The sequence below is a fragment of the Acinetobacter sp. CIP 101934 genome (assembly GCF_000369585.1).
Classification (GTDB): Bacteria; Pseudomonadota; Gammaproteobacteria; order Pseudomonadales; family Moraxellaceae; genus Acinetobacter; species Acinetobacter schindleri.
Window position 1 is genome coordinate 891277 of record NZ_KB850094.1, and the last position, 25434, is coordinate 916710.

The window sequence follows — 25434 nt, forward strand, 5'->3', positions numbered from 1 at the left end:
TTTGTTATCATTATTATCTTTAGTGATCACTTTAAATATAAATAGGTATGAGAGTAGTTCTAAATCTTAAATTTTATAAGTTTTATTGAGCTTAATAAAAAAACAATAAACCGAAAAAAAATAGTTTTTCTGCAAACTTATTTGAATAGAAATAAAGATAATTTTATTTGATCCAATAAGGTGAATTACATTCATAAGATTTTATTATGATTTTTAAAATTATACAGCAAGAGTTTGAATATTATAGAAAAATATTATTTATCTTCAGTGTAATTACGATGATAAAGCAATATTTTCAGAAGATAATCAAAGCAGCTTTTGCTGCTTTGATTATTCAGTAGAAGCAGATCAGGCAGCCTCAAGTCTATCCGTAATCAGCTCAACTCCAGTCGCAGCTTTAATCTGCTCCAGCGTGACATCTTGAGCCAGTTCTACCAGAACCACTCCGCGTGAAGTAATATCCATGACACCGAGATCCGTAATGATCCGGTTGACCACACCCTTACCTGTTAGTGGCAAAGTACATTGAGGAACGATTTTCGAGGTACCATCTTTAGCCGTGTGTTCCATTAGGACTACGACTTTCTGCACACCGGCTACCAGATCCATGGCACCGCCCATACCTTTGACTTTCTTGCCTGGAATCATCCAGTTTGCCAGATCACCCGTTTCGGAAACTTCCATTGCTCCCAGAATCGCAATATTGACATGCCCACCGCGAATCATGGCAAAGGAATCCGCACTGGAAAAGAAGGCAGCACCTTTACGGGCAGTCACCGTCTGTTTACCTGCATTAATTAGATCTGCATCAACGGTTTCTACAGTTGGAAATTCATCAATGCCTAACAGGCCATTTTCAGACTGGAGCCAGACGTTGATATTGTCCGGAATATAGTTGGCCACCAGTGTTGGCAAACCGATACCAAGATTGACATAGAACCCATCTTCAAGTTCCTGTGCTGCACGTTGAGCCATTTGATTTCGAGTCCAAGCCATGATTATGCTCCCGCCTTTAAGGTCATCTGTTCAATGCGTTTTTCTGGTGAAGCATTAACGACAATTCGATTCACATAGATTCCAGGCAGATGAATATCATCGGGATCAAGTTCACCAATCTCTACGATTTGTTCAACTTCAGCCACAGTGATTTTCCCGGCCATGGCGCATTCAGGATTGAAATTACGTGCAGTTTTACGGAAGACCAGGTTGCCGGCCTTGTCTGCTTTATAGGCTTTGACCAGTGCCACATCTGCGGTTAATGACTTTTCAAGGATAAATTCTTTACCTTCAAATTCACGGACTTCTTTGCCTTCAGCAACCAATGTGCCGACACCGGTTTGGGTGTAGAAAGCGGGAATTCCAGCACCACCCGCACGCAGTTTTTCTGCCAGTGTTCCTTGGGGCGTCAGCTCTACTTCCAGCTCACCATTTAAATATTGACGTTCAAATTCCTTATTTTCACCGACATAAGAAGAAATCATTTTTTTGATCTGCTTGGTCCGCAACAATTTACCCAAACCAAAGTCATCCACCCCCGCATTATTGGAAATACAGGTGAGGCCGGTGACACCGGTATTTTTTAAGGCTTCTATGAGTGCTTCAGGAATGCCGCATAAACCAAATCCACCGACCGCCAGTGTTTGATGATCTGCCACGATATCCGCTAAAGCTTCCTGAGCATTCACAACGACTTTATTCATCAGAAATCCCTTCCTTTAAAAATTTAAGCATCCATCTTGGCTTTGCGAGCGCTCTGGTCTAATTCATCCGCATGCAAGAAGTGTGTATGTGACGGTGCGCGTTTGGTTTTGCTCCATTGCTCCAGCATGTCATACTTCATTGCTTCGGTAATCATGGCAATTTTCTGGTGTGCTTTTTCATCATCATAAGCCAGTTCCAGACGATGACCATTTGGATCGAAGAAGTAAATCGAATGGAAAATGCCATGATTGGTAATGCCCAGTACATCCACGCCATTGGCTTCCAGATGTTCTTTGGCCTGAACTAATGCCTGACGATCCTTCACTTTTAAGGCAATGTGCTGTACCCATTTCGGGGTATTTTCATCACGGCCCATTTCCGGTTGAGTTGGCAGTTCAAAGAAGGCCAAGACATTGCCATTACCTGCGTCCAGAAACAGATGCATATACGGGTCGAAAGCCTTGGTAGATGGCACATGATCCTCGGCAAAAGCCAGAATAAAGTCCATATTCAGATTTTTTTTGTACCACTCTACGGTTTCTTTAGCATCTTTACAGCGGTAGGCGACATGGTGAATTTTTTCGATTTGAATAGTCATGGTTATATCCTTATATGTTCTTATGCTGCATCGAGTTGTGCTTCGGGTGCAGCCTTTTGAAAAGTGTCCAGTGAATTGCAATGGGCATAAATTGATTCAATTTTCGGAAAATCCGAAAGATCGATTTTGAAACGTTTAGCGTTATATACCTGTGGAATCAAACAGCAATCTGCAAGGCTAGGCTGATCTCCAAAACAGAATTGGCCATTTGAATGTGTTAATTGAGCTTCAAGCGCTTTTAAGCCGGTGACGACCCAGTGTCTGTACCATTCGGTTTTTTGTTCATCGCTGGCATTCAGGGTTTTACTGAGGTACTGAAGTACACGCAGGTTGTTGAGTGGATGAATGTCACAGGCAATATTCAGACTAAAGGCCCGAATCAGCGCACGCTGTTGCAAATCCTTAGGCAACAGGGGAGGTTCTGGAAATTTTTCTTCCAGATATTCAATCATGCTGAGCGACTGGGTCAGCGTGAAATCATCTTCAATCAACGCTGGTACCAGCTCTCCTGGATTGACCCGACGAAACATTTCACTATGCTGTTCGCCACCGTTGTTCACCAGATGAACCGGGATATGTTTTGCTTCGAGTCCTTTCAGGTTGAGCGCAATACGAACCCGGTAAGCGGCCGAACTCCGAAAATAGGTATACAGTTGCATGGTCATGATTTCACCCCGGCTTATTCAGTAAAACCGAAGTTAATCGCTGGCAGGATTTTGCCGCTCACAGCACCGAAACCGATACGCAGGCCATCTTTTTCACAATGACCTTTCATGATCACGGTATCGCCGTCCTGAATGAAGGTGCGTTGTTCACCATTCGACAAAGTCAGTGGCTTGGTGGCATTCCAGGTGATTTCCAGTAATGAACCATAAGAGTTAGGTGTAGGACCGGAAATCGTGCCGGAACCCATCAGATCCCCGACCTGAACATTACAGCCGGCAATGGTGTGATGAGCCAGTTGCTGTGCCATCGACCAGTACATATATTTGAAATTGGTTCCACAGATCACATCAGCCTGGTCTGAATTTTCAGGCTGAATTTCAACGGACAGGTTAATGTCATAGCTATTACTGCTGTTATCTTCACGCAGATAAGCCAGAGGTTTTGGCTCTTGAGCAGGTGAACTGGTTTTAAATGGTTCAAGCGCTTCCATGGTTACGATCCATGGCGAGATCGAAGAGGCAAAAGTCTTGGCGTTAAATGGACCTAGCGGTACATATTCCCATTGTTGCAAGTCACGTGCAGACCAGTCATTGAATAGCACCATACCAAAAATATGATCCCAGGCATTTTCAATCGCAATAGGTTCACCTAAGTTATTTGGTTTGCCAATAATAAAGCCGGTTTCCAGTTCGAAGTCGAGTTTGCGACATGCTGAAAATACTGGGCGATCAAAATCCGGTAATTTGATCTGTCCTGATGGACGCACGATTTCTGTCCCGCTAACAATCACGGAGCTGGCACGGCCGTTATAACCGACCGGAAGTTCTGACCAGTTTGCTAACAATGCATTTTTCGGATCACGGAACATACAGCCGACATTGGTGGCATGCTCTTTGGATGAATAGAAATCGGTATAGCCCGGGATACGCACCGGCAGATGCATTTTGACTTGTGATTGTTTAACGAAAACCTGATCACGTAGCTCTTTATTGTCACGTAATTCGGCATGATCCACTGACAACAGCGTTTGTAATTCTGTACGTACTTTAGACCAGTTGGCTTTTCCTGATTCAATAAAGGCATTCAAAGTTGGCTGGTTAAAAAATTGCTGACCTTGTTCCAGATTTAAATAACCCTTAGCTTCCAGTACTGCCAGGTCAACTACCCATTCTCCAAGTGCCACCCCGGCACGCGGTTGGGCGTTTTGCTCATCACTGAAAATACCGTAAGGAAGGTTTTCTAAAGGGAAATCTGAATCAGGAGCGATGTCGATAAATGACTTTAAACGCGTCGTCATAAATATGAATCCTTTCCGTGGAAAATTTAAGTTCTATACAGAATCATACTTATATTTTTAAATTACGCAATAAATAATTTGATTATGTATAATGTAAATTTGTTAATATGCGGCTATGATCTGAATCTGGAATCAGATTTGGCCGAACAAGATTTTTGATTTCGGTAGTACAATGGTTTTATAGAGCCATGAAAATTAATGCGTATATGCAGGATGAAACGATGAACGTTGAGGAAGAAAAATTACAGGGAGGGGTGCAGTCTCTAGAAGTAGGATTAACTGTACTCGATGCATTGACTGAACATAATGCACCGATGATGTTAAAAGAGCTGTCAGAAGTCCTGTCTATGCATCCTGCAAAAGTGCATCGCTATGTGGTGAGCTTGATACGTAAAGGGTATGCCCAGCAGCTCAGTGACGGGCGATATAGCCTGGGTGAGCGTGCTCACGCATTTGGCGTTAATGCCTTAAAGCGTACCGATATGCTGGAATTAACCCAAAAATATATTGCGCAGATTCAGCAGCATTTAAATTGCAGTATTCATGTCAGCAAATGGTTCGCCGATGGTGCTGTCGTGGTTCAGTCGCTTGAATCCAACCATGTATTTAATATTATTACCCGGGTCGGCTCGCGTATGCCTTTGCTAAAGTCGGCAACTGGTCGTTTACATGCTTGCCTCCAGCCAGAATACATCATCAAGCCTCTGCTGGAAAAAGAGTGGGCGAGTAGCGCGAAAGCAGGTCAATATCCTGCGAATTGGGAAGAATTCTTGCAACTTAAAGAGAAAATCCTGCAGCAGGGCTATGCGTCCGTAACCGGTGATATGATGGCGGGCATCCATGCAGTGGCGATTCCGGTGTATAACTTTAGCCGACAGCTTGACCATGTGATTACCTGTATTGGCACCGAAGACCAGTTGCCAGCAGATCAGATGCAACAAGCCATCGATTATCTGCTCGGGATTCAACAGCAGATTGATGCCTTGTTTAATCCACAGGTGGCTGTCTAACTCTTTCATTAATTGCAGATCACTTTTAGTCATTTCATAGATCCAGACCTGATTGAGGTACTGGATCTTTTTTATATCCAGCATTTGATCGTTAGAGAGAAATTAAAAAGTGGCTTAATTATGAAGTAAAATAAGAATGCTTATTCTTATTTTAATGATATGCAATTTCACAGAAAATTGAACAGAGATTTCTAACTCTTGGTCGCTTTAGAGTTTGTATAACAGCCTTTATTTTAAATTAAAGTATCAATTTGGTTTAACTAATTAATTTTAAAAAAATTAAAAATTATGTCGCAATATAGACAATTTTTATAATAACTTTTATTTTTATAATTCAATATTAAAGAATAAAAATTATGACCTTATTAAAAACACATATAGAGTTTCGATCTGATAACTTTCCTCCAACCTCTGAAGAGAAAGAAGAGTGGGACAGACAAATTTGGGGACATACATTAGCAAAATACTTATCAGAAGAACTTCCTAAGTATGGCTTAAATGTATCAGATTTCATAAATGAGGATTGGGGATATTTAATACCCTTAGCGGACGAAAAATTTAAAGGTATTTGGGTTGGATGTAATCATTATCAAGAGTATGAAAATGGTTTTTTGGTTTTCATAGATCCTTGCAGGCCAATAATTAAGAAAGGATTTTTTAAGAAAATTGATATATCAGAGCAACTAACATTTGTAGCTGATATTTTGAATGAGATACTTACAAGTAATCCTGAAATCTATGCTCAACATTGGTGGGATGAAAAGGATATGAAATTGATTGGAGAATAATCTTAAGATCTCCTAAAATTAACATAATACACGTTATACTTAATTATTTTTATTTATATAAATCATATATTTAAATTGTGATAAGAAGCTCGATCATCTTAGATTGGGCTTTTTTTATGATTTTTTATGTTTCACGAATAATAAAGAAGTAATGTCCCACGGTTTCATACAATCTCATTAATTCCAAATCAAAAAGTATCCAGATGAAATAAGAATAGATATCCAAGTGGTTACGGATTTTGCCCAAGAACATGACCTGACTCTATTTTTATTTAAAAAGATCAAATCGCCATTCATAAAAAAAGCCTTCGAGCACTCAAGCTAGAAGGCTTTTAAAAACTTACTGTTTTTTAAGCGATCAATGGTTCAGCTTCATTCTCCATTTTAATCACCGCAGCCATCGACTCGGCAACATAATCAATATTGCTGAGGTTCAGGCCTGCTGTACACATCCGGCCACTACGAACCAGATAAATACCATAATGCTGTTTTAACAGATCCACTTGCTCAGCAGTTAAACCAGTATAGCTAAACATACCTTGCTGTTGAGTCAGGTAGCTGAAATCAAGTTCTGGCAATGCCTGAGACAATTTTTCTTTGAGTAAGCCACGCATGCGTAAAATACGCTGGCGCATTTCTTCAACTTCAACCTGCCATTGCTGAAACAGTTCAGGAGTATTTAACACCTGACTGACCAATAGCGCACCATTGGCCGCTGGACTTGAATAAATCCGGCGAACTGTGGCTTTTAACTGGCCTAAAACATTTTGTGCGCTTGTGGAATCATCGCAAACAAAACTTAAGCTACCAATCCGTTCTCCATATAAAGAGAAGATTTTGGAAAATGAATGGCTGACGATGAAATTCATACCGGCTTGATCAAGTGCACGAATGGCATAGGCATCTTGTTCCAGACCCTGACCGAAACCTTGATACGCCATATCTAGGAACGGAATTAAGGATTGAGATTTTAATACTTCAATGACCTGATCCCATTCATGTGGCTGTAAATCTGCACCAGTCGGGTTATGACAGCATGGGTGCATTAACACAATACTGTGAGCGGGCAGTTGTTTTAAGCAATCCAGCATCGCCGGGACATTAACGGCATTGGTTTCAGCATCATAATAAGGATAGAAATGGGTTTGAATACCCGCACCGTTAAAGATCGCAATATGGTTTTCCCAAGTCGGCTGGCTCACCCATATTTCAGATTCTGGAAAATATTTCTTTAAAAAGTCAGCGCCGACTTTTAGTGCACCTGAGCCACCCAAAGTCTGAATCGTGACCACACGACCTTGCTCGCGGGCAGGGCTGGAGGTTCCAAAAATTAATTCCTGTGCAGCCTGGTTAAAGCTGTTCAGACCATCCATCGGCAAATAAACACGGACTTTATTATAGTCAGGGGTCAGGTAAGTATAGGCTTTTTGCACTGAGTCTAGTTGCGGCACAATATTGTCTTCGTTGTAATATAGGCCGATGCTTAAGTTGACTTTGTTACTACGCTGATCTTTGTTGAATTCTTCCATTAAAGAGAGAATCGGATCGCCGGCATAAGTATCAATATGTTGAAACATGAATCTATCCTAATCTAATCAATATGCGATTACGCTTCTGGTAAGGTGCTAATTTTGCTGTTATCTAAAATAGCAGTCTGAGACTCCTGTTTGCGCTTAAAGAAGTAGGCAACCGAGAGAATACCAATCCAGACCGGAATCATGATGACAGCCACACGCATGTCCGGGGTGCTGCTCATAATTAGCAGAATACCGCCCATAAATGCGATACATAAATAGTTGGTGAATGGATAAGCCACACTTGGAAAATCGGTTTTGGTCTGCATGCGGTTCATAGATGTCTTGAATTTCAAATGAGTATAGGAAATAACAAGCCAGTTAATCACGATGGCAGCAACCACCAGCATCATCAACATGCTAAAGGCTTTTTCCGGCACCAGATAATTTAATAAAACGCACATCAAGGTGAAAAACGCTGAAACCATCACTGCATTCACAGGGATGCCACGCTGATTAATCTTGCTTAAGAACTTCGGTGCATTACCTTGTTGGGCTAAGCCTAACAGCATACGGCTGGTACAGTAGTTAGTACTGTTATATACCGAAACCGCTGCGGTTAACACCACGAAATTCAAAACACCAGCAACTGTTTGACTGCCGAGAGAATCAAAAATCATCACAAATGGGCTACCACCTTGTGCCATCATGTTCCAAGGGTAAAGCGATAAAATCACCACCAGGCTTAGGATATAAAATAACAGAACACGGTAAACAATCTGGTTCACTGCTTTAGGCAAGGTTTTTTTCGGGTTATCTGTTTCTGCCGCTGCAATGCCGACCAGTTCAATACCGCCAAAAGCAAACATGATCATGGCCATTGCCATAATCAGGCCCATAATCCCATTGGGGAAGAAGCCACCTAATTGCCACAAATTTTCCAGACTGGATTGGCTATGACCACTGCCACTGGCCAGTAAATAACTGCCGAAAGCAATCATGGCAATAATGGCACCGACTTTAATGATCGCTAGCCAGAATTCCATTTCTCCGAATAATTTTACGTGAAGTAAGTTGATTACATTAATGAAAATAAAGAAGCCGAGCGCAGACACCCAGGTTGGGATTTCGGGCCACCAGTAATGCACATACAAACCGACAGCGCTTAATTCGGCCATACAGACCAGAATATTCAGTACCCAATAATTCCAGCCAGACATAAATCCGGCAAACTTGCCCCAGTATTTATAAGCGAAATGGCTAAAAGAGCCGCTGACAGGTTCATGTACAATCATTTCACCCAACTGGCGCATCATTAGAAAAGCAATCAAGCCTGCAATGGCATAACCCAGAATAACGGAAGGTCCGGCCAGCTTGATGGTTTGTGAGATGCCGAGAAACAGGCCGGTACCAATGGAACCACCCAGTGCAATAAGTTGAATATGCCGGTTACTTAAACCCTTTTTCAGGTTTCCTTGTTCAATATGCTGCATTTTTATTCATCATCCATGTGAGATTAAGTACTGAACAGTGATGATGGACTTTATTATTTTTATACCGTCATCGGTGCAGAATCTTAAGTTTTATATAAGCGTATATGTTGAAGCAGAGGCAGTAATACCGATGCATATGACACTACATGCATCGGTATATTTTAAACAGAGATCAGGCTTTCGAGATGTCCAGAACGCCACGTTTGATCTGATCGCGTTCAATGGATTCAAATAAGGCTTTAAAGTTCCCTTCACCGAAGCCATCGTCATCTTTGCGCTGGATAAATTCAAAGAACACCGGACCAATCATATTTTCAGAGAAAATCTGTAACAGCAGGCGTTTGTTACCATCTTTGGTATTGCCATCGAGCAGAATGCCGCGTTTTTGCAGCTCATCCGCTGGCTCACCATGATTTGGTAGACGTTCGTCCAGCATTTCATAATAAGTGCTTGGCGGTGGCGTCATGAACTTGGTACCTAAGGCTTTAAGCTTGTCCCAGGTTTCCAGAAGGTCATCACAAATAAAGGCAATATGCTGAATGCCTTCACCATTAAATTCATTTAAGAATTCAGCAATCTGACCATTACCTTTATCTGAATCTTCATTCAGTGGAATACGGATCTTGCCGTCTGGCGCTGTCAGGGCTTTAGAAGTCAGGCCAGTGTATTCACCTTTAATATCGAAATAGCGGATTTCCTGAAAATTGAAAATCTTTTCATAGAAATCTGACCAGTACTGCATACGGCCTTTATACACATTATGGGTTAAATGATCGATTTCATTTAAACCTGTACCCAGTGGACGGGATGGAACGTTATCAAAGAAAATAAAATCATTCTGGTAAATGTCACAATCCACCAAGAAGATTGGAGAACCGCCAATGCCTTTAATCGCCGGAATGTTCAGCTCCATTGGACCGATTTTGTTGTAAATTGGCTCGGCACCTATTTCAATTGCTTTTTGAAAGGCTTTCGCTGCATTTTTGGTACGGAATCCCATTGCACAGGCAGAAGGGCCATGCTCTTTATAAAAATATGCTGCATATGATTCAGGCTGATAATTCAGAATGATATTAATATTGCCTTGGCGCCATAAGTAAACATTTTTCGATTTATGCTTCGCCACTTTCGTGAATCCGATGGTTTGAAAAACAGGATCCAGCTGGCCATCTTCAGAGACAAATTCAATAAATTCGAATCCGCACAGTTCTAATGGATTGGCTAATTCATTCATACAACATCCTCATTATTTAAAAGCAATCCTATTGCTCATCTTTTACTGTCTTGTTCAGGGCTCACGGATGTATCACTGCCATTTTATATTGAGTAGACAAATCCGTTTGCCTGACTTCTTTTACTTGCTGAACTGCATCGCTTCCTGATGCATACAAGAAAAAGAAGGAATTTACCTCATCATACTGGATATAAGATATTATTCAATACGTAATTTAATTACGCAATAAATAATAAAATGAAATAATGTGGTAATTTATAACATAAATTAATGTTATTCATAAAAATATTTTTAGATAATTCCAGGAAATTAACGCACTGGAAATGTAGCTTTTTGTAAGACTAAGTCGTCTTAAACGAGCTATTTTGCAAGGCTTGCTGAGCTCAGGTTTTTAGGAAAAGAACCTGAAAAATTGAAATATGCAGAACTTGGTTTTAAATTGATTTTCCACAAAGAAAGAAAAGGCCCTTAAATAGTTAAAGGTCTTACTGCTTGAAAGGAATTTAATCTGTCAGTTTTTCCACTTTTATACTTTCACGATAGATACTGGCAGCCTTTATACAGTAGGAAAACACCAATTACCCCGGCCATCGCATTGACGATAGAAATGGAGTTCCCGACCATTAAGGTATTTTCAAAGTAGCGGTCTGTAATCAGCGCAAATGAAAAAGCAAGGCATATTGTCGACTTGGACCTCGACAACTTTATAAACATTTTAGTGGCTTAGAACAGCTACAAAGCACTTTATAAAATGTGCAGCAGATCAAGAAATACCTGCTATTACAATTCTAAGAATAAAAACACAATAAAGAAACTGGCGTTTTGCCAGCTTAGGTCGAATATAGAATGCACAGATAAATTTGTTTAGCCACTCAAAAGCGTAAAGCATGGCTAAACAAATGCGTTATCTCTTAATCTCCACGCAGAGGTGAGATCATGAATATTGTAAAAAATACCATCTGCCTTTGGTACGATCACGATGCTGAAGAGGCTGCACGGTTTTATGCGCAAACCTTTCCAGACTCGTCAGTAGAGGCAATAGTCCTTGCCCCTGGAGATTATCCGTCAGGAAAAAAGGGAAATGTCATTACAGTCAATTTTACGGTATTGGGTATTCCATGTATTGGTTTGAATGGTGGGCCAGAATTTAAGCATAATGAAGCTTTTTCCTTTCAAGTGGCCACACAAGATCAGGAAGAAACGGACCGATACTGGAATGCGATTGTGAACAATAGTGGGCAGGAAAGTGAATGCGGCTGGTGTAAGGATAAATGGGGAATTTCCTGGCAGATTATCCCCATGGCTTTACTTGAAGCATCTTACAGTTCAGATCCTGTAGTAGCAAAAAGGGCATTTGATGCCATGCTTAAAATGAAGAAAATTGATGTAGCAATAATTCAGGCAGCGGTTCGTGGTTAAGTTATGTGGACTGATACAGCTTGTATATCTGATGTTTCCGATGAAGCGAGTCACTTTATGAATAGACATAGATTGAGCTAAATTTTAAAAATCTCGCGCTTTTTATTTGTACCGACTCAGATTTAAACTTTAATGAATTGTCAGCTTGAGTTAAACAATACTTTTATAAAAAAGCCCTTGGATGTTTAGAGCCAAGGGCTCTAAATTTTCTGCCATAAGCTTGGTTTTACTGGCTTTTGGGAGCTTGATAATGAGTAAGTTGCAAATTCATTATTAATCTTTATCAAGACAGAAATTGAGAATTTTATTTATAAGTTTTATATATAAATAATAAGGATTAAAGCAGCTTAAATCATAAAATCTTGCAGCATAAAATTGTAATTGATTGAAAAGCTCAGCTTATAAATTAGCGCTATTCCCTCAAATTTTGATAGAAAAGGCTAAACCATTTTTTAAAAAACCGCGTATTATTTCTGCATTCTTTTTTAACATTGATGTTGAGACTATGATTCGCAATGACTGGACGCGTGACGAGATTCAGGCACTTTATGATCAACCACTGATGGATCTGCTATTTCAGGCACAGCAAATTCACCGTGAGCATTTTGATGCCAATACCGTACAGGTCAGCACCTTACTCTCTATTAAAACCGGTCGTTGTCCGGAAGACTGCAAATACTGCTCCCAGTCTGCCCATTACGATACAGATCTGGAAATTGAAAAAAGGGTAGAGGTACAAAAAGCCATTGCTGAAGCAAAACAGGCGAAAGAATCAGGATCGACCCGTTTCTGTATGGGCGCAGCATGGCGGAATCCGCATGAGCGCGATATGCCTTATGTGCTGGAATTGATCCAGGAAGTAAAAAAGCTGGGTATGGAAACCTGTATGACCTTAGGTATGTTGAATGTCTCCCAGGCAGAACGTTTAAAAGATGCTGGACTGGATTATTACAATCATAACCTCGACACTTCGCGTGAATACTACGCCAATGTCATTAGCACCCGAACTTTTGACGATCGTTTAAATACTTTAGACCATGTTCGTTCAGCTGGAATTAATGTATGTAGTGGCGGGATTGTCGGTTTAGGTGAAGGTAAACAGGACCGTGTGGGATTATTATTTGAACTGGCGACCATGCCAATTCACCCAGAATCGGTACCAATTAATATGCTGGTGCCAATCGAAGGAACACCGCTCGCTGATGTAGAAAAACTGGATGTGATTGACTGGATCCGGACGATTGCCGTAGCTCGTATCATCATGCCAAAAAGCTATATCCGTCTGTCTGCAGGCCGTGAATCTCTATCTGATTCTGATCAGGCCCTGGCATTCATGGCAGGTGCTAACTCACTGTTCTCAGGTGATAAATTACTGACTGCACCGAATAGTGGTGAAGGCAAGGACAAAGCCCTATTTGCCAAACTAGGACTAAAAGCTGAAGCACCGAAGAAAACTGGCCGCGAGCTTGCTATGGATGCCATGCAGCCTGCTTAAATTTTGCAGCTGTATATCAGGGATCATTCCGGAAGAGATTGGTCCCTTTTTTTATTGAATAGATGATAAAAAATAGGGAACAGGATTGATGAAAATTCTGCTCATCAGCGGCTGGGGACTGGGGACTCAGGTACTGAATGAATTTGTACAGCAGCTAGAACAGCAGTTAATGCCACAGCATCAGATCGAAGTCTGGGATATCTTTGATCCGAATAATGCAGCAATACTGGCAGAAAAGGTACAGGTTGCAGCTGATAAAGATGTACTGATTGGCTGGTCACTTGGCGGGCAGTTAGCATTGTTATTGGCTAATGCAATCTATCAGCAGATACAAGTCACCAAACCTGTAATTGCCTGTATGTCAAACCCCTGCTTTGTGGCACAAGAAAACTGGCCTCATGCTATGCCCAAAGTGCAGTATGAGCAATTTAAACATGCGGTGATGTTACAACCTCAACAGGCTCTAAAACGCTTCTGTGCACTGGTTACTTTAGGTTCAGTAGCACCACGAGAACGAGCAAAACATTTACAAGAGCAATTGGTAAATATTGATTTATCCTATCAGCAGTCTCATCTCTATCTTTTAGAACAATTAAATTTGGTAGATATCTTAAAAAGCTATCCTGGCAAGATGCTATTTATAAATTCTGAGAACGATATGTTAGTTCCCTACAAAGTTATACAAAATATTGCACATTTCAATGCAGATCATCTGAACTTGGTAAAAATTTCAGCTGCGCACGATGCTATCCTGTTCGATACCAGTTTGGTCATTGAGCCAATCTTGCAATTTTTACAAAAACTTCGTTAATCAGAAAAATGCTAAAGGTCAGCTAGATGTTCATTTCAGAATTAAACCGTTAAGATCAGGACAGCGCTATTGTTTAGGTTATTTTCCGTGCACGATTCTTTTGATCAGCAGCATATCTGGCATCCATATACTTCCATGACTCATCCTTTGCCCTGTTACAAGGTGAGGGCGGCACATGGTGCTGTAATTGAACTGGAAGATGGCACACAGCTGATCGACGGGATGTCGTCCTGGTGGTGCACGATCCATGGTTATAACCATCCAGAGCTGAATCAGGCGGTGCAGACCCAGTTGCAATCCATGTCACATGTCATGTTTGGTGGCCTGACCCATCAGCCGGCGATTGATCTGGCCAAACTGCTGATCGAAATTACCCCAGAGCCACTGGATCGGATTTTCTATGCCGACTCTGGTTCGGTCGCTGTGGAAGTAGCATTGAAAATGGCGGTGCAATACTGGCATGCGCGTGGTCAGGTGCAGAAAAGCAATTTTGTGACTACTCGCTCCGGTTATCATGGCGATACCTGGAATGCCATGTCGGTCTGTGATCCGGTCACGGGCATGCACCAGATTTTTGGTTCCAGTCTGCCAAACCGTTATTTTGTCCCGGCACCACAAAGCCGTTTTGATGGTGAATGGCAAGTTGATGATATCCAGCCACTGGAACAATTATTAGCAGAAAAGCATGAACAGATTGCAGCCATGATTATTGAGCCGATCGTGCAGGGAGCAGGTGGTATGCGCCTGTATCATCCAGAATACCTGCGCCAGGTACGTCAGCTGTGTGATCGTTACAATATTCTGTTAATTCTGGATGAAATCGCGACTGGTTTTGGTCGGAGCGGCAAACTGTTTGCCTGTGAACATGCGGGTGTTAGCCCGGATATCATGTGTCTGGGCAAGGCGCTGACTGGCGGTTATATGACCTTGTCAGCCACACTGACGACTGCGCATGTCGCAGAAACCATTTCCAGTGGTGAAGCAGGCGTATTTATGCATGGCCCGACCTTTATGGCGAATCCACTGGCCTGTGCAGTGGCACTCAAAAGCACCCAGCTTTTATTGTCACAGGACTGGCAGGCAAGAGTGCAACAGATTGAACAAGTATTAAAAGACCATTTACAGCCATTAAATGTCTTGCCACAGGTTGCTGATATCCGCGTACTTGGCGCGATTGGAGTCGTGGAACTACAGCAACCTGTTGATCTGGCTAGCTTCCAGGCAGAATGTGTACGCCGTGGTGTATGGATTCGTCCCTTTGGTCGGTTGGTCTATGTGATGCCACCATTTGTGATTTCTGCTGAACAACTTAAAATTCTACTGACGCATATGTGCGAGATGATTCAGGCAATGGGAGCAACAGCATGAAGCATCTGGAATATTTTCAGCAGCAACTGGATGATTTGAAACAGCAGGGCCAGTATCGCCAGTTTAAACAGGGGATTTCCAGCCAGCCTTATCTTCAGTTGAATGGGATTGAGATGCTGAATCTGGCATCCAATGACTATCTCGGTCTGGCGGCCAATCTGCAGCTACGGGAAGAATTTTTTGATCTGACACCGCTTGCTGAACGACAGATGAGTGCCAGTTCTTCGCGCCTGCTGACTGGAAATTTCCCGGCTTATGAACAGCTGGAGACCAGCATGGCGCAGGTTTTTGGTCGTTCGGTGCTGTTGTTTAATAGCGGCTATCATATGAATATCGGGATTCTGCCAGCATTGGCGGATAGCAAGACCATTATTATTGCCGACAAGCTGGTACATGCCAGCATCATTGATGGTATCCGTTTATCCAATGCCAGCTATGTACGCTACCGGCATAATGATCTGGAACATCTACAACAGCTTTTAGTAAAGTATCAGGCAGATGATAATATTCAGCGCATCATTGTCGTCACTGAATCCATTTTTAGTATGGATGGTGATGAAACGGATCTCGGTGCATTGGTAGCACTCAAACAGCAATTTGATAAGGTTATGCTGTATGTGGATGAAGCCCATGCCATTGGTGTGCGTGGTGAACACGGGCTGGGTTGTGCTGAGGAGTATCAGGTCATAGACCAGATTGACCTGCTGGTCGGGACTTTTGGCAAGGCGCTGGCTTCAGTCGGTGGCTATCTGGTCTGTCATCCGCTCATTCGTGAATATCTGATCAACAGCATGCGTCCGCTAATTTTTAGTACTGCGCAGCCCCCAATCTGTATGGCCTGGACGCATTTTATTTTCCAGAAAATGCAAGCAATGAGGGAAGAGCGCCAACAGCTTGGCAGTCTGGCCAGGTGCTGTCATCAAAGTATTCAGGCCTTGGGTTATGCTTGTCCATCCAGCTCTCAAATTGTACCGGTAATTATTGGCGATGCAGCCAAAACCGTCGCTGCAGCAGAATATGTACAGCAAAAGGGTTTTTATGTCCTGCCAGTACGTCCACCGACTGTACCTAAAAACACTTCCAGATTGCGAATCTGTTTACATCAGCAGGTCAGTCCGGTACAGCTGCAACAGTTGCTGGATGCTCTGCAGGAGTTGCCACGATGAAAACTGATCAGGTAGCGCAGCGCTTTGCTCAGGCACAGTCCAGCTATGAACAGCATGCTATTGCCCAGCGTCGGGTAGCAATGGAACTGGTCCAGTATATGCAAGCGCATATTGCGGTAAATTTACAGCGTATTCTGGAAATTGGCTGTGGTTCAGGCCTGTTTACCCGCCAGTTAATGCAGCATTACAGTTTCGACCAGTTGTTTTTAAATGACCTTTATCCAGAAGTTAAACAGCATTTTGAGGAAGATGGCCGGATTTACTGGGGAATTGGCAATATCGAAACTTTGCCACTGCCACAATCGCTGGATCTGGTGGTGTCCTGTTCTGCCTTGCAATGGGTGCAGCATCTGGACACTTTATTTGTGAAAATTCATCAGGCTTTAAATCCGTCCGGCTGGTTCTGCTTTGCCAGCTATGCGCAGGACAATTTAACAGAAATTAAGGCATTGACTGGACAGGGGCTGAAATATCGCTCACTTCCACAAATGGTTGAACTGCTGGAATCTTGTGGTTATGAGGTCCTGATGCAGGAGGAGCAGCGCCTGATTCTGGAATTTGAACATCCTCGCGAGGTACTGAAACATATCAAGGCCACCGGCGTACAGGCGACGGCAGATAGTTTTCGCTGGAGCAAATCTTCTTTGCGGCTTTTTTATGAGCAATATCAACAATTCCAGCTACCAGATAGCCAGAAGTATCCTTTGACCTATCACCCGATTTATCTCATTGCACGGAAGCGCTCATGAACGCAAACATCTATTTTATCAGCGGTATAGATACTGGTATTGGCAAGACCTATGCTACCGGTTTTCTGGCCAAAATCTGGAATGCGCAGGGCATCCGTACTATTACCCAGAAGTTGATCCAGACTGGCAACACTGATTTGTCTGAAGATATCGAACAGCATCGCAAGATCATGGGCTGCGGCTTGCTCCCAGAAGATCAGCAAAAGCTGACTATGCCGGAAATTTATAGCTATCCGGCATCGCCCCATCTAGCAGCACGTTTGGACCAGCGTCCAGTAGACTTTCAAAAAATTGAACAGGCCACACAGCAACTGGCCGCACAGTTTGACCGTGTTCTGCTGGAAGGAGCAGGTGGTCTGATGGTGCCACTGACAGAAGACCTGCTCACCGTAGACTATATTGCCGCACAGCAGCTTCCTGTCATTCTGGTAACCTCAGGTCGTCTTGGCAGTATCAATCACACTCTGCTCAGTCTGGAACTGCTCAAACAGCGTAAGATTGAGCTGTATGCGCTGGCATTTAACCATGCCGATGATGCCCAGGATGAAGTCATTGCACAGGATACTATTCAGTATCTGCAGCAATGTTTGCAAAAGGATTTTCCAAATGCACAGTGGCTAGATATTCCGGTATTTCAGGAAATCTGAAGTTCTGTTTTAGCCTGGTAGTATGGCGCTATGCAATAAAGAAAATTCATCCGGAACAGTTTCTGTTGACCGGACTTGGGCTGTCGAGAATGTGAAATTTATAGCGTACTGCAACAAAGGCCTGCCTGATCCGGACAGGGTGGTCATTCAGCTAAACTTTTTTCTGCCAGAAAATATTTTAAGTTGAAGCGTAGCTCTCTGTCTGATCCTGCTACTGTAACAAGATGAAATTCTCAATTTAGATATTATTTTTGTGGCTCGGCGCATTCCTGTTCAAAGTATGCGGTTGTGCTTTTCCTGAGATGAATAAGCTCTGGAACATGAAAATTAATTTCTTATATTCAAAAATCTATAAAAATTAAGAATGAAAATAAGGCTTTCATAATAAATATATATATTATAAGGTTATAATATTAAAGTTGAGTATAATGCTTGGATTTTGATCTAAGCTAAGCCTCAATATTTCTTTACTTCGGTCAATTCGAGAGAATGTTTTGCTGAAACGTAGTGGATTACTGTTGGCATGTGCAACGCTGCTATTACAGTTTGCCGTATATTTAGAGCCGCTATTACCGGAGCAATACCATATTGCCCCGGTCTGTCTCTCTATTACACATAATCTTCTCTCACCGAAGCAGCATCAGCATGTACACGCAAGCTATCATGCGTTGATTGACCATCTGGGGGCCGAATCTGGCCATCATCATGACCATAATGAACATAACCATCAATGCCAGTACTGTACCGTATATGGTGACATTGTTCTGCCGTTTAATTTTGGTATTGATGAGGTCATTGACCGGATTCAGGTAAAGCTGAGTTTCTATAAATCCGCTTACCGACATGTCTATTTTTCCCTGCAACGGCTGTATTTGCTACCGCAAGGCAGGGCACCTCCTGTCACGCTTTAATACGCCAAGTCCGGTAAGGCATGACCTTGCCGCTATCTAAAACGTTTTAAAGAGTGAAATAACATGAATATCACAAATTTCGCATGGCTGACCCATGGCGGAGCGAAGCCGCTCAGCTTGGAAAAAGGGCAGAATGCAGATATTAAAGTCCTACAGATTTGCAACATTGTGAAAATCGTATACGGCCTAAACTACAAAATAATGAAGCCATTTCAGCTGTTTAAGCTGAAGTTCTCTCACCAACAACTTCTACAATAAGGTGATGACATGGATTTAGGTTTAACTGCGCTGGAACTGGCACGTATTCAATTTGCCTTTACTGTCTCCTTTCATATTATTTTCCCTGCGATTTCCATCGGTTTGGCCAGCTTTCTGGCCGTCCTGGAATGGCGCTGGCTGAAAACCCAGGATCCGGTTTACCGGGATCTGTTTAAATTCTGGATCAAAATCTTTGCATTGGCCTTCGGTATGGGGGTGGTCTCTGGTGTGGTCATGAGTTATCAGTTCGGCACCAACTGGAGTGAATTTTCCAGGGTGGCTGGAAGTGTCACTGGACCGCTACTGGCTTATGAAGTCTTAACGGCTTTTTTCCTGGAAGCCGGTTTCCTCGGTATCATGCTCTTTGGCTGGGATCGGGTCGGTCCGAAAACCCATTTTTTTGCTACGGTAATGGTTGCCCTCGGCACTTGTATTTCCATGTTCTGGATTCTGTCCTCTAATAGCTGGATGCAGACCCCGCAGGGTTTTATTATTGAAAATGGCATCATCATGCCGCAGGACTGGTTTGCTATCGTGTTTAACCCGTCTTTTCCGTATCGTCTATTGCATATGGGGATTGCTGCCTTTCTGGTTTCGGCACTGCTGGTAGCGGCTACAGCTGCTTGGCATCTACTTAAAGGTCGCCGTGATGCACTGGTCAAAAAGTCTTTTTCCATGGCGATGTGGATGATTCTGGTGCTGGCACCCCTACAGGTAATTGTAGGAGATTTTCATGGTTTAAATACCCGTGAATATCAGCCAGCCAAGATTGCTGCGATTGAAGGACACTGGGAAACTAACCGTGGTGAAGGCATGCCACTTTATCTGTTTGGTATTCCAGATATGGAAGCCGAAGAAACCAAATATGCTATCGGCATACCAAACTTGGGCAGCCTGATTCTGACCCATAGTATGGACGGTGAAGTGCAGGGTCTAAAAGATTTTGCGCCTGAAGACCGCCCAAACTCGCTGGTAGTGTTCTGGAGCTTCCGCATCATGGTCGGTCTGGGCATGCTGATGCTTTTGATGGCGCTGGCGGGTCTGATCTTGCGTAAAACGGGTCGTTTCTATGAAGCCCGCTGGTTGCACCGATTCGCCTTTTTCATGGGACCTTCCGGATTTATTGCTTTACTGGCAGGCTGGTTTACTACGGAAGTGGGCCGTCAGCCATGGGTGGTCTATGGGGTTATGCGCACTCGTGATGCACTCTCACCTGTATCAGCTGAACAGGTAGGACTTACTCTGATTATCTTTGTAGTGGTCTATTGTGTCGTATTTGGTGTCGGGATTTATTACATGCTGAAAATGATGCATAAGGGACCAGAATTTATCCATGCCCGTCCGCATACTGAGGGTGAAGTCATCCGTGCCTCTAAACGTCCAATGAGTACCTTTGAGCAAAATGAAGAGGATGACCGTGCTCAACGTGATCAGGAGAATAACAAATGATTGACCTGTCATTGATCTGGATTGCGATCATCGCGCTCGGTGTACTGATGTATGTGGTACTGGATGGCTTTGACCTGGGTATAGGCATTCTTTTTCCCTTCTTTAAGGATCAGCATGAACGCGATGTGATGATGAATACCGTGGCACCGGTTTGGGATGGTAATGAAACCTGGATGGTACTCGGTGGAGCAGGTCTGTTTGCAGCCTTTCCACTGGTCTATTCAACCGTGCTGTCCGCGCTATATATGCCGATTATCCTGATGGTTATCTCACTGATTTTCCGAGGAGTTGCTTTTGAATTTCGCTTTAAGGCACATCGTGGCAGGCACTGGTGGGACATCGCTTTTATTGGCGGTTCGCTTCTGACCTCTTTCTTGCAAGGCGTAATTCTTGGTGCTTATATCCAGGGCATTAAAACTACGAATGGCATTTATAGTGGTGGTGGACTGGACTGGTTGACCCCATTTTCGCTGTTTACCGGAGTAGGTGTAGTAATCCTGTATGCAACCCTAGGTTGTGGCTGGCTGATCTTTAAAACCGACCACGAGTTACAGGACAAGATGTTCCAGCTGATGCCAAAACTTATCATTGTGTTATTACTGGTCTTTGGAGCAGTTAGTCTGTATACGCCACTGGCACATCAACAGATTGCCGAGCGCTGGTTTAGTCAACCACAGATTTTCTATTTCAGTCCGGTGCCGATACTGGTTGTATTATTTACCTTTATGGCGCTGCGTGCCTGTAAACGCCGTCAGGAATTTGCACCGTTCATCTATACCTTGGCGCTGGTGATCCTGGCTTACACCGGTTTTCTCATTAGCCTTTGGCCTTATATCATTCCGCCAAGTGTTACTCTTTGGGAAGCCGCCGCACCACAAAGCAGTCAGCTGTTTTCCTTGATTGGTGCATTGATCCTCATCCCAATTATCCTGTTTTATACCGGTCTGTCTTATTGGGTGTTCCGGGATAAGGTACGGGTAGGTGATGATGGCTATCATTAGGCTTGTGGAGGAAACAGGATGAAACTGAATCGGGCAGGATGGTTTATTGTGTTATGGCTTGCAGGCTTTGTCACAATGGTTCTCATTGCAGGCTTTTTCCGCTTCCTGCTAAAGCTGGCATATTGATTGTATAGTAGGTCTCAAGATTCTACATTTTTCTTAAGACAATAAAAAACCTCCCGATGTGATGGGAGGTTTTTTTATCTTTTTTCAGCTTTAGGATTAAAATAATAATACTGTCAGGCAGGTGTTGATCTGTATTCAGGAGAAGAAGTAAAACATACAACAACCCAAACCAAACTATTAATCAGCAGAATTATAATTCTCTCCAGATTGTATTTTCATCTTTTAGTGCAACAGTAAAGTTAAACTGGTTGTCTGTAGTGACCAATAGACTGGTTGGTGTTTGCATAACTACTTTCAGCACTGTACCTTCTTCATAAATAATTGGCGTGCAGTTTTCTTTTTCCAAGGTGATTGGCTTCAGTAGTTCAATTACAGAGCTTTCCATGAGTTAACTTCCCGCGGTTATTATGTTTACTATTCATTCAAGGATAGCATAATTTTTCTTTGTTATTTAATAGTTTTTGCAAAATGAAAAATTGGAATGATCCCTTTCAATAGTGCATATCGCTGTAGTGTAGGATGGAAAATAACCATATATCGTATCTGTTCTGTACAGGCTTGTTAACTGATGTTAAAACCAACAAAGGATGGATCACAGGATTCGTCACATAAGTATTCAGTTAACTACATACATAATGATTCATGCTTATAAATAGATTGATAAAAATAAGCAGTTTTCAGGCAGATATTTTTTTGATCAGGTTGAAAAACCTGTTGTGAACTGCTTTACACTGCTGCAGATTTCATCATGATTGATTGACCTGAGGTCTACTAAAAATAAGGAGCATGCAAAGGACATGTTTAAGTCTTTCTTTCCAAAACCCGTCTGGTTTTTTCTCAGCGTGGTGGTGTGGTTCTTTATCAACCTCGCGATCTGGCATAGTGGAGGTTCAAGCTGGGGCAGTTATGTGGGTTTTAGCGAAGGCTACCATGAAGCGACGATGGCGATTGATATCAGCCGTTTCTGGTCACAGAAATTCCTGTGGTTCTATCTCTGGTTCCTGACTGCAACTGCGCTTTTTGCAGGATTCTGGTATGTGGTAGCGCGCCATCCCTGGCAGCGCTGGTCGGTGTGGGGTTCGGCCTTTATCCTGTTCAATATCTGGTTTGGAGTTCAGGTCAATGTTGTGCTGAATGAATGGTACAGTCCGTTCTATGACCAGATCCAAAAGATGCTGACCAGTGGTGGTGGGGACGTAACTTTGCTCTATCAGGGCGCATTGGTCTTTATCTATATCGCGATGATCTATGTCACCCTGGCAGTATTTAACATGTTCTTTGTCAGTCATTATGTGTTCCGCTGGCGGACAGCAATGAATGATTACTATACGGCTTACTGGGAAAAGCTGCGGCATATTGAGGGGGCGTCACAGCGTATTCAGGAAGATACCATGCGCTTTGCTCGCAGCACTGAAGAACTTGGCGTTTCCTTTATTGAATCGTTTATGTTGCTGATGGCTTTTTTGCCAGTTCTGTACAAGCTTTCAAGTCACGTCAAGACCTTACCGATTGTGGGTGAGATTAGTCACGCGCTGGTCTGGGCATCCTTGGGCTGGGCGGTCTTTGGTACAGTGGTATTAATGGTCGTTGGTATGAAACTGCCAGGACTGGAGTTTAATAACCAGAAAGTCGAAGCGGCTTACCGTAAAGAACTGGTATATGGGGAAGATCATGCCGAACGTGCCCAGCCATTGACACTAAAAGAGCTGTTTAGCCGGGTGCGCTGGAATTATTTCCGCCTGTATTTCCACTATGCCTATTTCAATATGGTACGGATCTGGTATTTGCAGCTCGACAATATCTATGGCCTGTTTGTGCTATTTCCGAGTATTGCAGCGGGAGCAATTACTTTGGGTCTGATGATGCAGATCCTGAATGTGTTTAATAAGGTCCGTGAATCATTCCAGTACCTGATTTTGTCTTGGCCAAAGATTATCGAGTTAATGTCGATCTACAAGCGTCTGAAAGCGTTTGAATCTCATATTCATTAAAAAATACTGTTTGGTATTTTAAAAAGACCAGCCTTATGGCGGGTCTTTTTTATATCAACTCAGGATTGGCCGGAGTATCCGATGAACGGTCAATTATAGGCAAAATATTTGTAAAACCTCCCAATTTGGGGATATTCAGTGAATATTCGCTTGACTAGAATCCTAAGGGCCAAACGTGTTTGGTACTTAATTTTCAACCCCGCTGACGTATAAAAATAATAAATGTACGTTGATGAAAATTAAGTATTTTAATGCTCATAAACTGAATGTGGATGGTGGAGAGTGGTTTGCTATACAAGTATAAAAGCTCGATCCAGCCTGCCAGATGAGTGACCAAAGAAGTACGTACTTCCTTCTTTGGTCTTTTTTCTTGAGCAGGTTTTATCTCAAAAATAATACTGCACCACATGAAAGTTAATGCAAATAATTTCAAAAATAACCATTAAAATGTCTCATAGTTATCATTTTTGATATTTTTAAATTTGAAAATAATTCTATTAATCAGATGCTTGTATTTGTTGTTTGCACAGTTTTGCATTATTTTATGTGAATGCTTTGGGTTGAGATATCTACGGTGAAACTGAAAGTATTTTTATTGATAACAATAACAATGAGCTTGGCAGCATGTAATAGCATGCAAGGCGCAAAGAAAAATATATTACATCCTTTTCACAGTCCCCAGGAACTGATTGTGAAACGGGGCATCAATCAGCCAGATGGCAAGGCGAAAGACTATGTCTATCTATGGGATCAACAACAGCGCCATAATACCACTCAGGCCATGTATCCACGTTCCGTCATGACGCAATATTGCCATGAACAGGGGGGTAAGTTATCCCTGCTATATAAGAGCAAATTTGGTCTGGTGAATGATTCTGCCCAGCGTACACGTCTCGCTGCAAATCAAGGTGTTGTACAGGGAATCGGTGCCTATAAATGTACGATGGGTGATCTTGCGGAAAGCTGGATTGTGTCGATTGAACCTGTTGCGGAACGTCAGGCAGAAAATAATAGCAAGACCCGTAGCGTTCGGTTACTGACCCGACTCATGAAAACAGCTGAAGCACATAATTTTTATCAGGCGGCTGCGAGCACTGCGAAGACAGCCAAGAAACAGGTCAATGTGGTGAAGGCAACGGCTACTGCCAAAACGTCTGTAGCAGCAAAACCAACGGCAGAACAGAAAGACCACGATCGTAAAGAGCTTGAGCGCAAAGAACTGGCCAAAGCCGAAGTCGAGAAGAAAGAGCCTAAGCCGGTGACAGTCACCACTCCACGTGCGAGTGTGAACGAAACCCCACAACAGCAGCAAATGAAGCTGTATGTGACTGCCCGGCGTGACATTAATAATGGTAGAAATTTGAATAATGCCTGTAATAATGCCCAGCGTGCTTATAACTATGGCAAGCAGCAAGGCACAGAAGGAACGCGGGTTTATACTGAATCCGGTATGTTGGTGGCGCGTTGTCTGACCAGTATTTCGACGTATAGCAGCCGTTTTCCAAATGCCAAAGGACAGGCTCAACGCGTCCTGAACGGACTGGCATCGCAATATAATCATGCGGGTGCAAAGAATATGTTGAAACAGCTCAATTAAAAGAATCTGACTTTAATCGATAAGAATGCCACGCTTTAGAAACGTGGCATTTTTATTTTGAAACTGGGTGAATGCCTAGCGTAATCAACGTGCCAAGTACTTTGCTAAAAATCAGATTGATTTTGCAATGCAATAACAGATGAAC

General features: G+C 42.7%; 24 protein-coding genes and 1 pseudogene. 15 read left to right on the plus strand and 10 right to left on the minus strand.

Going from position 1 to position 25434, the window contains the following annotated elements:
* Nucleotides 1-348: 348 nt before the first annotated feature.
* From F899_RS04710 to fahA, 5 genes are read right to left on the minus strand one after another with little or no spacing between them, the layout of a single operon-like run.
* The gene (locus tag F899_RS04710; RefSeq protein WP_005221136.1) at nt 349-996 is read right to left on the minus strand and encodes a CoA transferase subunit B; all 648 of its coding nucleotides are present in this window, start codon (nt 994-996) and stop codon (nt 349-351) included.
* Nucleotides 997-998: 2 nt separating this feature from the next.
* Nucleotides 999-1700 carry a CoA transferase subunit A gene (locus F899_RS04715; RefSeq protein WP_004893349.1) on the minus strand — a complete coding sequence of 234 codons (702 nt, stop codon included), beginning with the start codon at nt 1698-1700 and terminating at the stop codon, nt 999-1001.
* 23 nt (nt 1701-1723) lie between these two features.
* Nucleotides 1724-2299: a VOC family protein gene (locus F899_RS04720; protein WP_005221137.1), complete on the minus strand. Its 576-nt coding sequence runs from the start codon at nt 2297-2299 to the stop codon at nt 1724-1726.
* 20 nt (nt 2300-2319) lie between these two features.
* Nucleotides 2320-2958, minus strand: coding sequence for a maleylacetoacetate isomerase (gene maiA / locus F899_RS04725; RefSeq protein WP_034434179.1), 639 nt, complete (start codon nt 2956-2958; stop codon nt 2320-2322).
* Nucleotides 2959-2978: 20 nt separating this feature from the next.
* Nucleotides 2979-4262 (minus strand): fumarylacetoacetase, encoded by a 1284-nt coding sequence (gene fahA / locus F899_RS04730; protein ID WP_005221147.1) that lies wholly within the window; start codon nt 4260-4262, stop codon nt 2979-2981.
* A gap of 188 nt (nt 4263-4450) precedes the next feature.
* Here fahA and F899_RS04735 point away from each other — a divergent pair, with 188 nt between their 5' ends.
* Both F899_RS04735 and F899_RS04740 read left to right on the plus strand, forming a co-directional pair.
* Nucleotides 4451-5272, plus strand: a complete 822-nt coding sequence (locus tag F899_RS04735; protein WP_051061896.1) for an IclR family transcriptional regulator — start codon at nt 4451-4453, stop codon at nt 5270-5272.
* Nucleotides 5273-5628: 356 nt separating this feature from the next.
* Nucleotides 5629-6060, plus strand: a complete 432-nt coding sequence (locus tag F899_RS04740) for a hypothetical protein (protein WP_005221150.1) — start codon at nt 5629-5631, stop codon at nt 6058-6060.
* A 350-nt stretch (nt 6061-6410) separates the two neighbouring features.
* On the opposite strand, the gene F899_RS04745 is transcribed toward F899_RS04740, so the two are convergent.
* The 4 genes and pseudogenes from F899_RS04745 to F899_RS15540 form a co-directional block, all read right to left on the minus strand.
* Entirely contained in the window at nt 6411-7637 is a 1227-nt protein-coding gene (locus tag F899_RS04745) for an amino acid aminotransferase (RefSeq protein WP_005221151.1), read from the minus strand.
* Between the two features lie 29 nt (nt 7638-7666).
* The gene (locus F899_RS04750; protein ID WP_005221153.1) at nt 7667-9067 is read right to left on the minus strand and encodes an amino acid permease; all 1401 of its coding nucleotides are present in this window, start codon (nt 9065-9067) and stop codon (nt 7667-7669) included.
* A gap of 172 nt (nt 9068-9239) precedes the next feature.
* Entirely contained in the window at nt 9240-10301 is a 1062-nt protein-coding gene (hppD, locus tag F899_RS04755) for a 4-hydroxyphenylpyruvate dioxygenase (protein ID WP_004893356.1), read from the minus strand.
* Between the two features lie 503 nt (nt 10302-10804).
* Nucleotides 10805-10961, minus strand: a pseudogene (locus tag F899_RS15540) (MFS transporter); the annotation flags it as partial.
* Nucleotides 10962-11237: 276 nt separating this feature from the next.
* Between F899_RS15540 and F899_RS04760 the strand changes: the two are divergent.
* The 11 genes from F899_RS04760 to F899_RS15775 all read left to right on the plus strand — a co-directional run bounded on the left by F899_RS04760 (nt 11238) and on the right by F899_RS15775 (nt 21701).
* The gene (locus tag F899_RS04760) at nt 11238-11720 is read left to right on the plus strand and encodes a VOC family protein (protein ID WP_005221154.1); all 483 of its coding nucleotides are present in this window, start codon (nt 11238-11240) and stop codon (nt 11718-11720) included.
* Nucleotides 11721-12225: 505 nt separating this feature from the next.
* On the plus strand, nt 12226-13215 hold the full coding sequence (bioB, locus tag F899_RS04765; protein WP_034434182.1) for a biotin synthase BioB: 990 nt from the start codon (nt 12226-12228) through the stop codon (nt 13213-13215).
* An 88-nt stretch (nt 13216-13303) separates the two neighbouring features.
* Nucleotides 13304-14026, plus strand: coding sequence for an alpha/beta hydrolase family protein (locus tag F899_RS04770; RefSeq protein ID WP_005221158.1), 723 nt, complete (start codon nt 13304-13306; stop codon nt 14024-14026).
* Nucleotides 14027-14113: 87 nt separating this feature from the next.
* Nucleotides 14114-15394 carry an adenosylmethionine--8-amino-7-oxononanoate transaminase gene (gene bioA, locus F899_RS04775; RefSeq protein ID WP_008305607.1) on the plus strand — a complete coding sequence of 427 codons (1281 nt, stop codon included), beginning with the start codon at nt 14114-14116 and terminating at the stop codon, nt 15392-15394.
* Complete coding sequence (locus F899_RS04780; protein ID WP_005221162.1) at nt 15391-16560, plus strand: 8-amino-7-oxononanoate synthase; 1170 nt, start codon at nt 15391-15393, stop codon at nt 16558-16560. The genes bioA and F899_RS04780 overlap by 4 nt, the downstream gene beginning before the upstream one ends.
* Nucleotides 16557-17309 carry a malonyl-ACP O-methyltransferase BioC gene (gene bioC / locus F899_RS04785; protein ID WP_005221164.1) on the plus strand — a complete coding sequence of 251 codons (753 nt, stop codon included), beginning with the start codon at nt 16557-16559 and terminating at the stop codon, nt 17307-17309. The genes F899_RS04780 and bioC overlap by 4 nt, the downstream gene beginning before the upstream one ends.
* Nucleotides 17306-17956 carry a dethiobiotin synthase gene (bioD, locus tag F899_RS04790; RefSeq protein WP_005221166.1) on the plus strand — a complete coding sequence of 217 codons (651 nt, stop codon included), beginning with the start codon at nt 17306-17308 and terminating at the stop codon, nt 17954-17956. Before bioC ends, bioD begins: the two co-directional genes overlap by 4 nt.
* 494 nt (nt 17957-18450) lie before the next feature.
* Nucleotides 18451-18867, plus strand: a complete 417-nt coding sequence (locus tag F899_RS04795; protein WP_005221172.1) for a hypothetical protein — start codon at nt 18451-18453, stop codon at nt 18865-18867.
* A 267-nt stretch (nt 18868-19134) separates the two neighbouring features.
* Nucleotides 19135-20574, plus strand: a complete 1440-nt coding sequence (locus F899_RS04805) for a cytochrome ubiquinol oxidase subunit I (protein ID WP_004811005.1) — start codon at nt 19135-19137, stop codon at nt 20572-20574.
* A complete protein-coding gene (cydB, locus tag F899_RS04810; RefSeq protein ID WP_004811002.1) occupies nt 20571-21575 on the plus strand; it encodes a cytochrome d ubiquinol oxidase subunit II in 1005 nt (334 codons plus the stop codon). The genes F899_RS04805 and cydB overlap by 4 nt, the downstream gene beginning before the upstream one ends.
* 18 nt (nt 21576-21593) lie before the next feature.
* On the plus strand, nt 21594-21701 hold the full coding sequence (locus F899_RS15775) for a DUF2474 domain-containing protein (protein WP_143045182.1): 108 nt from the start codon (nt 21594-21596) through the stop codon (nt 21699-21701).
* A gap of 190 nt (nt 21702-21891) precedes the next feature.
* Here the strand turns inward: F899_RS15775 and F899_RS04815 are convergent, their stop codons facing one another.
* Nucleotides 21892-22086, minus strand: a complete 195-nt coding sequence (locus tag F899_RS04815) for a hypothetical protein (protein WP_004810999.1) — start codon at nt 22084-22086, stop codon at nt 21892-21894.
* Between the two features lie 412 nt (nt 22087-22498).
* On the opposite strand from F899_RS04815, the gene sbmA reads away from it, so the two are divergent.
* Both sbmA and F899_RS04830 read left to right on the plus strand, forming a co-directional pair.
* On the plus strand, nt 22499-23692 hold the full coding sequence (gene sbmA / locus F899_RS04820; protein ID WP_004810997.1) for a peptide antibiotic transporter SbmA: 1194 nt from the start codon (nt 22499-22501) through the stop codon (nt 23690-23692).
* 610 nt (nt 23693-24302) lie between these two features.
* On the plus strand, nt 24303-25289 hold the full coding sequence (locus tag F899_RS04830; RefSeq protein WP_004810995.1) for a hypothetical protein: 987 nt from the start codon (nt 24303-24305) through the stop codon (nt 25287-25289).
* Nucleotides 25290-25434 lie beyond the last annotated feature (145 nt).

Bases quoted from the DNA above. Each gene is read 5' to 3' on its own strand.
- F899_RS04710 (WP_005221136.1), bottom strand. From the start codon at position 996: ATGGCTTGGACTCGAAATCAAATGGCTCAACGTGCAGCACAGGAACTT.
- F899_RS04750 (WP_005221153.1), bottom strand. From the start codon at position 9,067: ATGCAGCATATTGAACAAGGAAACCTGAAAAAGGGTTTAAGTAACCGG.
- cydB (WP_004811002.1), top strand. From the start codon at position 20,571: ATGATTGACCTGTCATTGATCTGGATTGCGATCATCGCGCTCGGTGTA.
- maiA (WP_034434179.1), bottom strand. From the start codon at position 2,958: ATGCAACTGTATACCTATTTTCGGAGTTCGGCCGCTTACCGGGTTCGT.
- F899_RS04745 (WP_005221151.1), bottom strand. From the start codon at position 7,637: ATGTTTCAACATATTGATACTTATGCCGGCGATCCGATTCTCTCTTTA.
- F899_RS04735 (WP_051061896.1), top strand. From the start codon at position 4,451: ATGAAAATTAATGCGTATATGCAGGATGAAACGATGAACGTTGAGGAA.
- bioB (WP_034434182.1), top strand. From the start codon at position 12,226: ATGATTCGCAATGACTGGACGCGTGACGAGATTCAGGCACTTTATGAT.
- F899_RS04815 (WP_004810999.1), bottom strand. From the start codon at position 22,086: ATGGAAAGCTCTGTAATTGAACTACTGAAGCCAATCACCTTGGAAAAA.
- bioD (WP_005221166.1), top strand. From the start codon at position 17,306: ATGAACGCAAACATCTATTTTATCAGCGGTATAGATACTGGTATTGGC.
- F899_RS15775 (WP_143045182.1), top strand. From the start codon at position 21,594: ATGAAACTGAATCGGGCAGGATGGTTTATTGTGTTATGGCTTGCAGGC.
- sbmA (WP_004810997.1), top strand. From the start codon at position 22,499: ATGTTTAAGTCTTTCTTTCCAAAACCCGTCTGGTTTTTTCTCAGCGTG.
- fahA (WP_005221147.1), bottom strand. From the start codon at position 4,262: ATGACGACGCGTTTAAAGTCATTTATCGACATCGCTCCTGATTCAGAT.
- hppD (WP_004893356.1), bottom strand. From the start codon at position 10,301: ATGAATGAATTAGCCAATCCATTAGAACTGTGCGGATTCGAATTTATT.
- F899_RS04715 (WP_004893349.1), bottom strand. From the start codon at position 1,700: ATGAATAAAGTCGTTGTGAATGCTCAGGAAGCTTTAGCGGATATCGTG.
- F899_RS04740 (WP_005221150.1), top strand. From the start codon at position 5,629: ATGACCTTATTAAAAACACATATAGAGTTTCGATCTGATAACTTTCCT.
- F899_RS04720 (WP_005221137.1), bottom strand. From the start codon at position 2,299: ATGACTATTCAAATCGAAAAAATTCACCATGTCGCCTACCGCTGTAAA.
- F899_RS04780 (WP_005221162.1), top strand. From the start codon at position 15,391: ATGAAGCATCTGGAATATTTTCAGCAGCAACTGGATGATTTGAAACAG.
- bioC (WP_005221164.1), top strand. From the start codon at position 16,557: ATGAAAACTGATCAGGTAGCGCAGCGCTTTGCTCAGGCACAGTCCAGC.
- F899_RS04760 (WP_005221154.1), top strand. From the start codon at position 11,238: ATGAATATTGTAAAAAATACCATCTGCCTTTGGTACGATCACGATGCT.
- F899_RS04805 (WP_004811005.1), top strand. From the start codon at position 19,135: ATGGATTTAGGTTTAACTGCGCTGGAACTGGCACGTATTCAATTTGCC.
- F899_RS04830 (WP_004810995.1), top strand. From the start codon at position 24,303: ATGAGCTTGGCAGCATGTAATAGCATGCAAGGCGCAAAGAAAAATATA.
- F899_RS04770 (WP_005221158.1), top strand. From the start codon at position 13,304: ATGAAAATTCTGCTCATCAGCGGCTGGGGACTGGGGACTCAGGTACTG.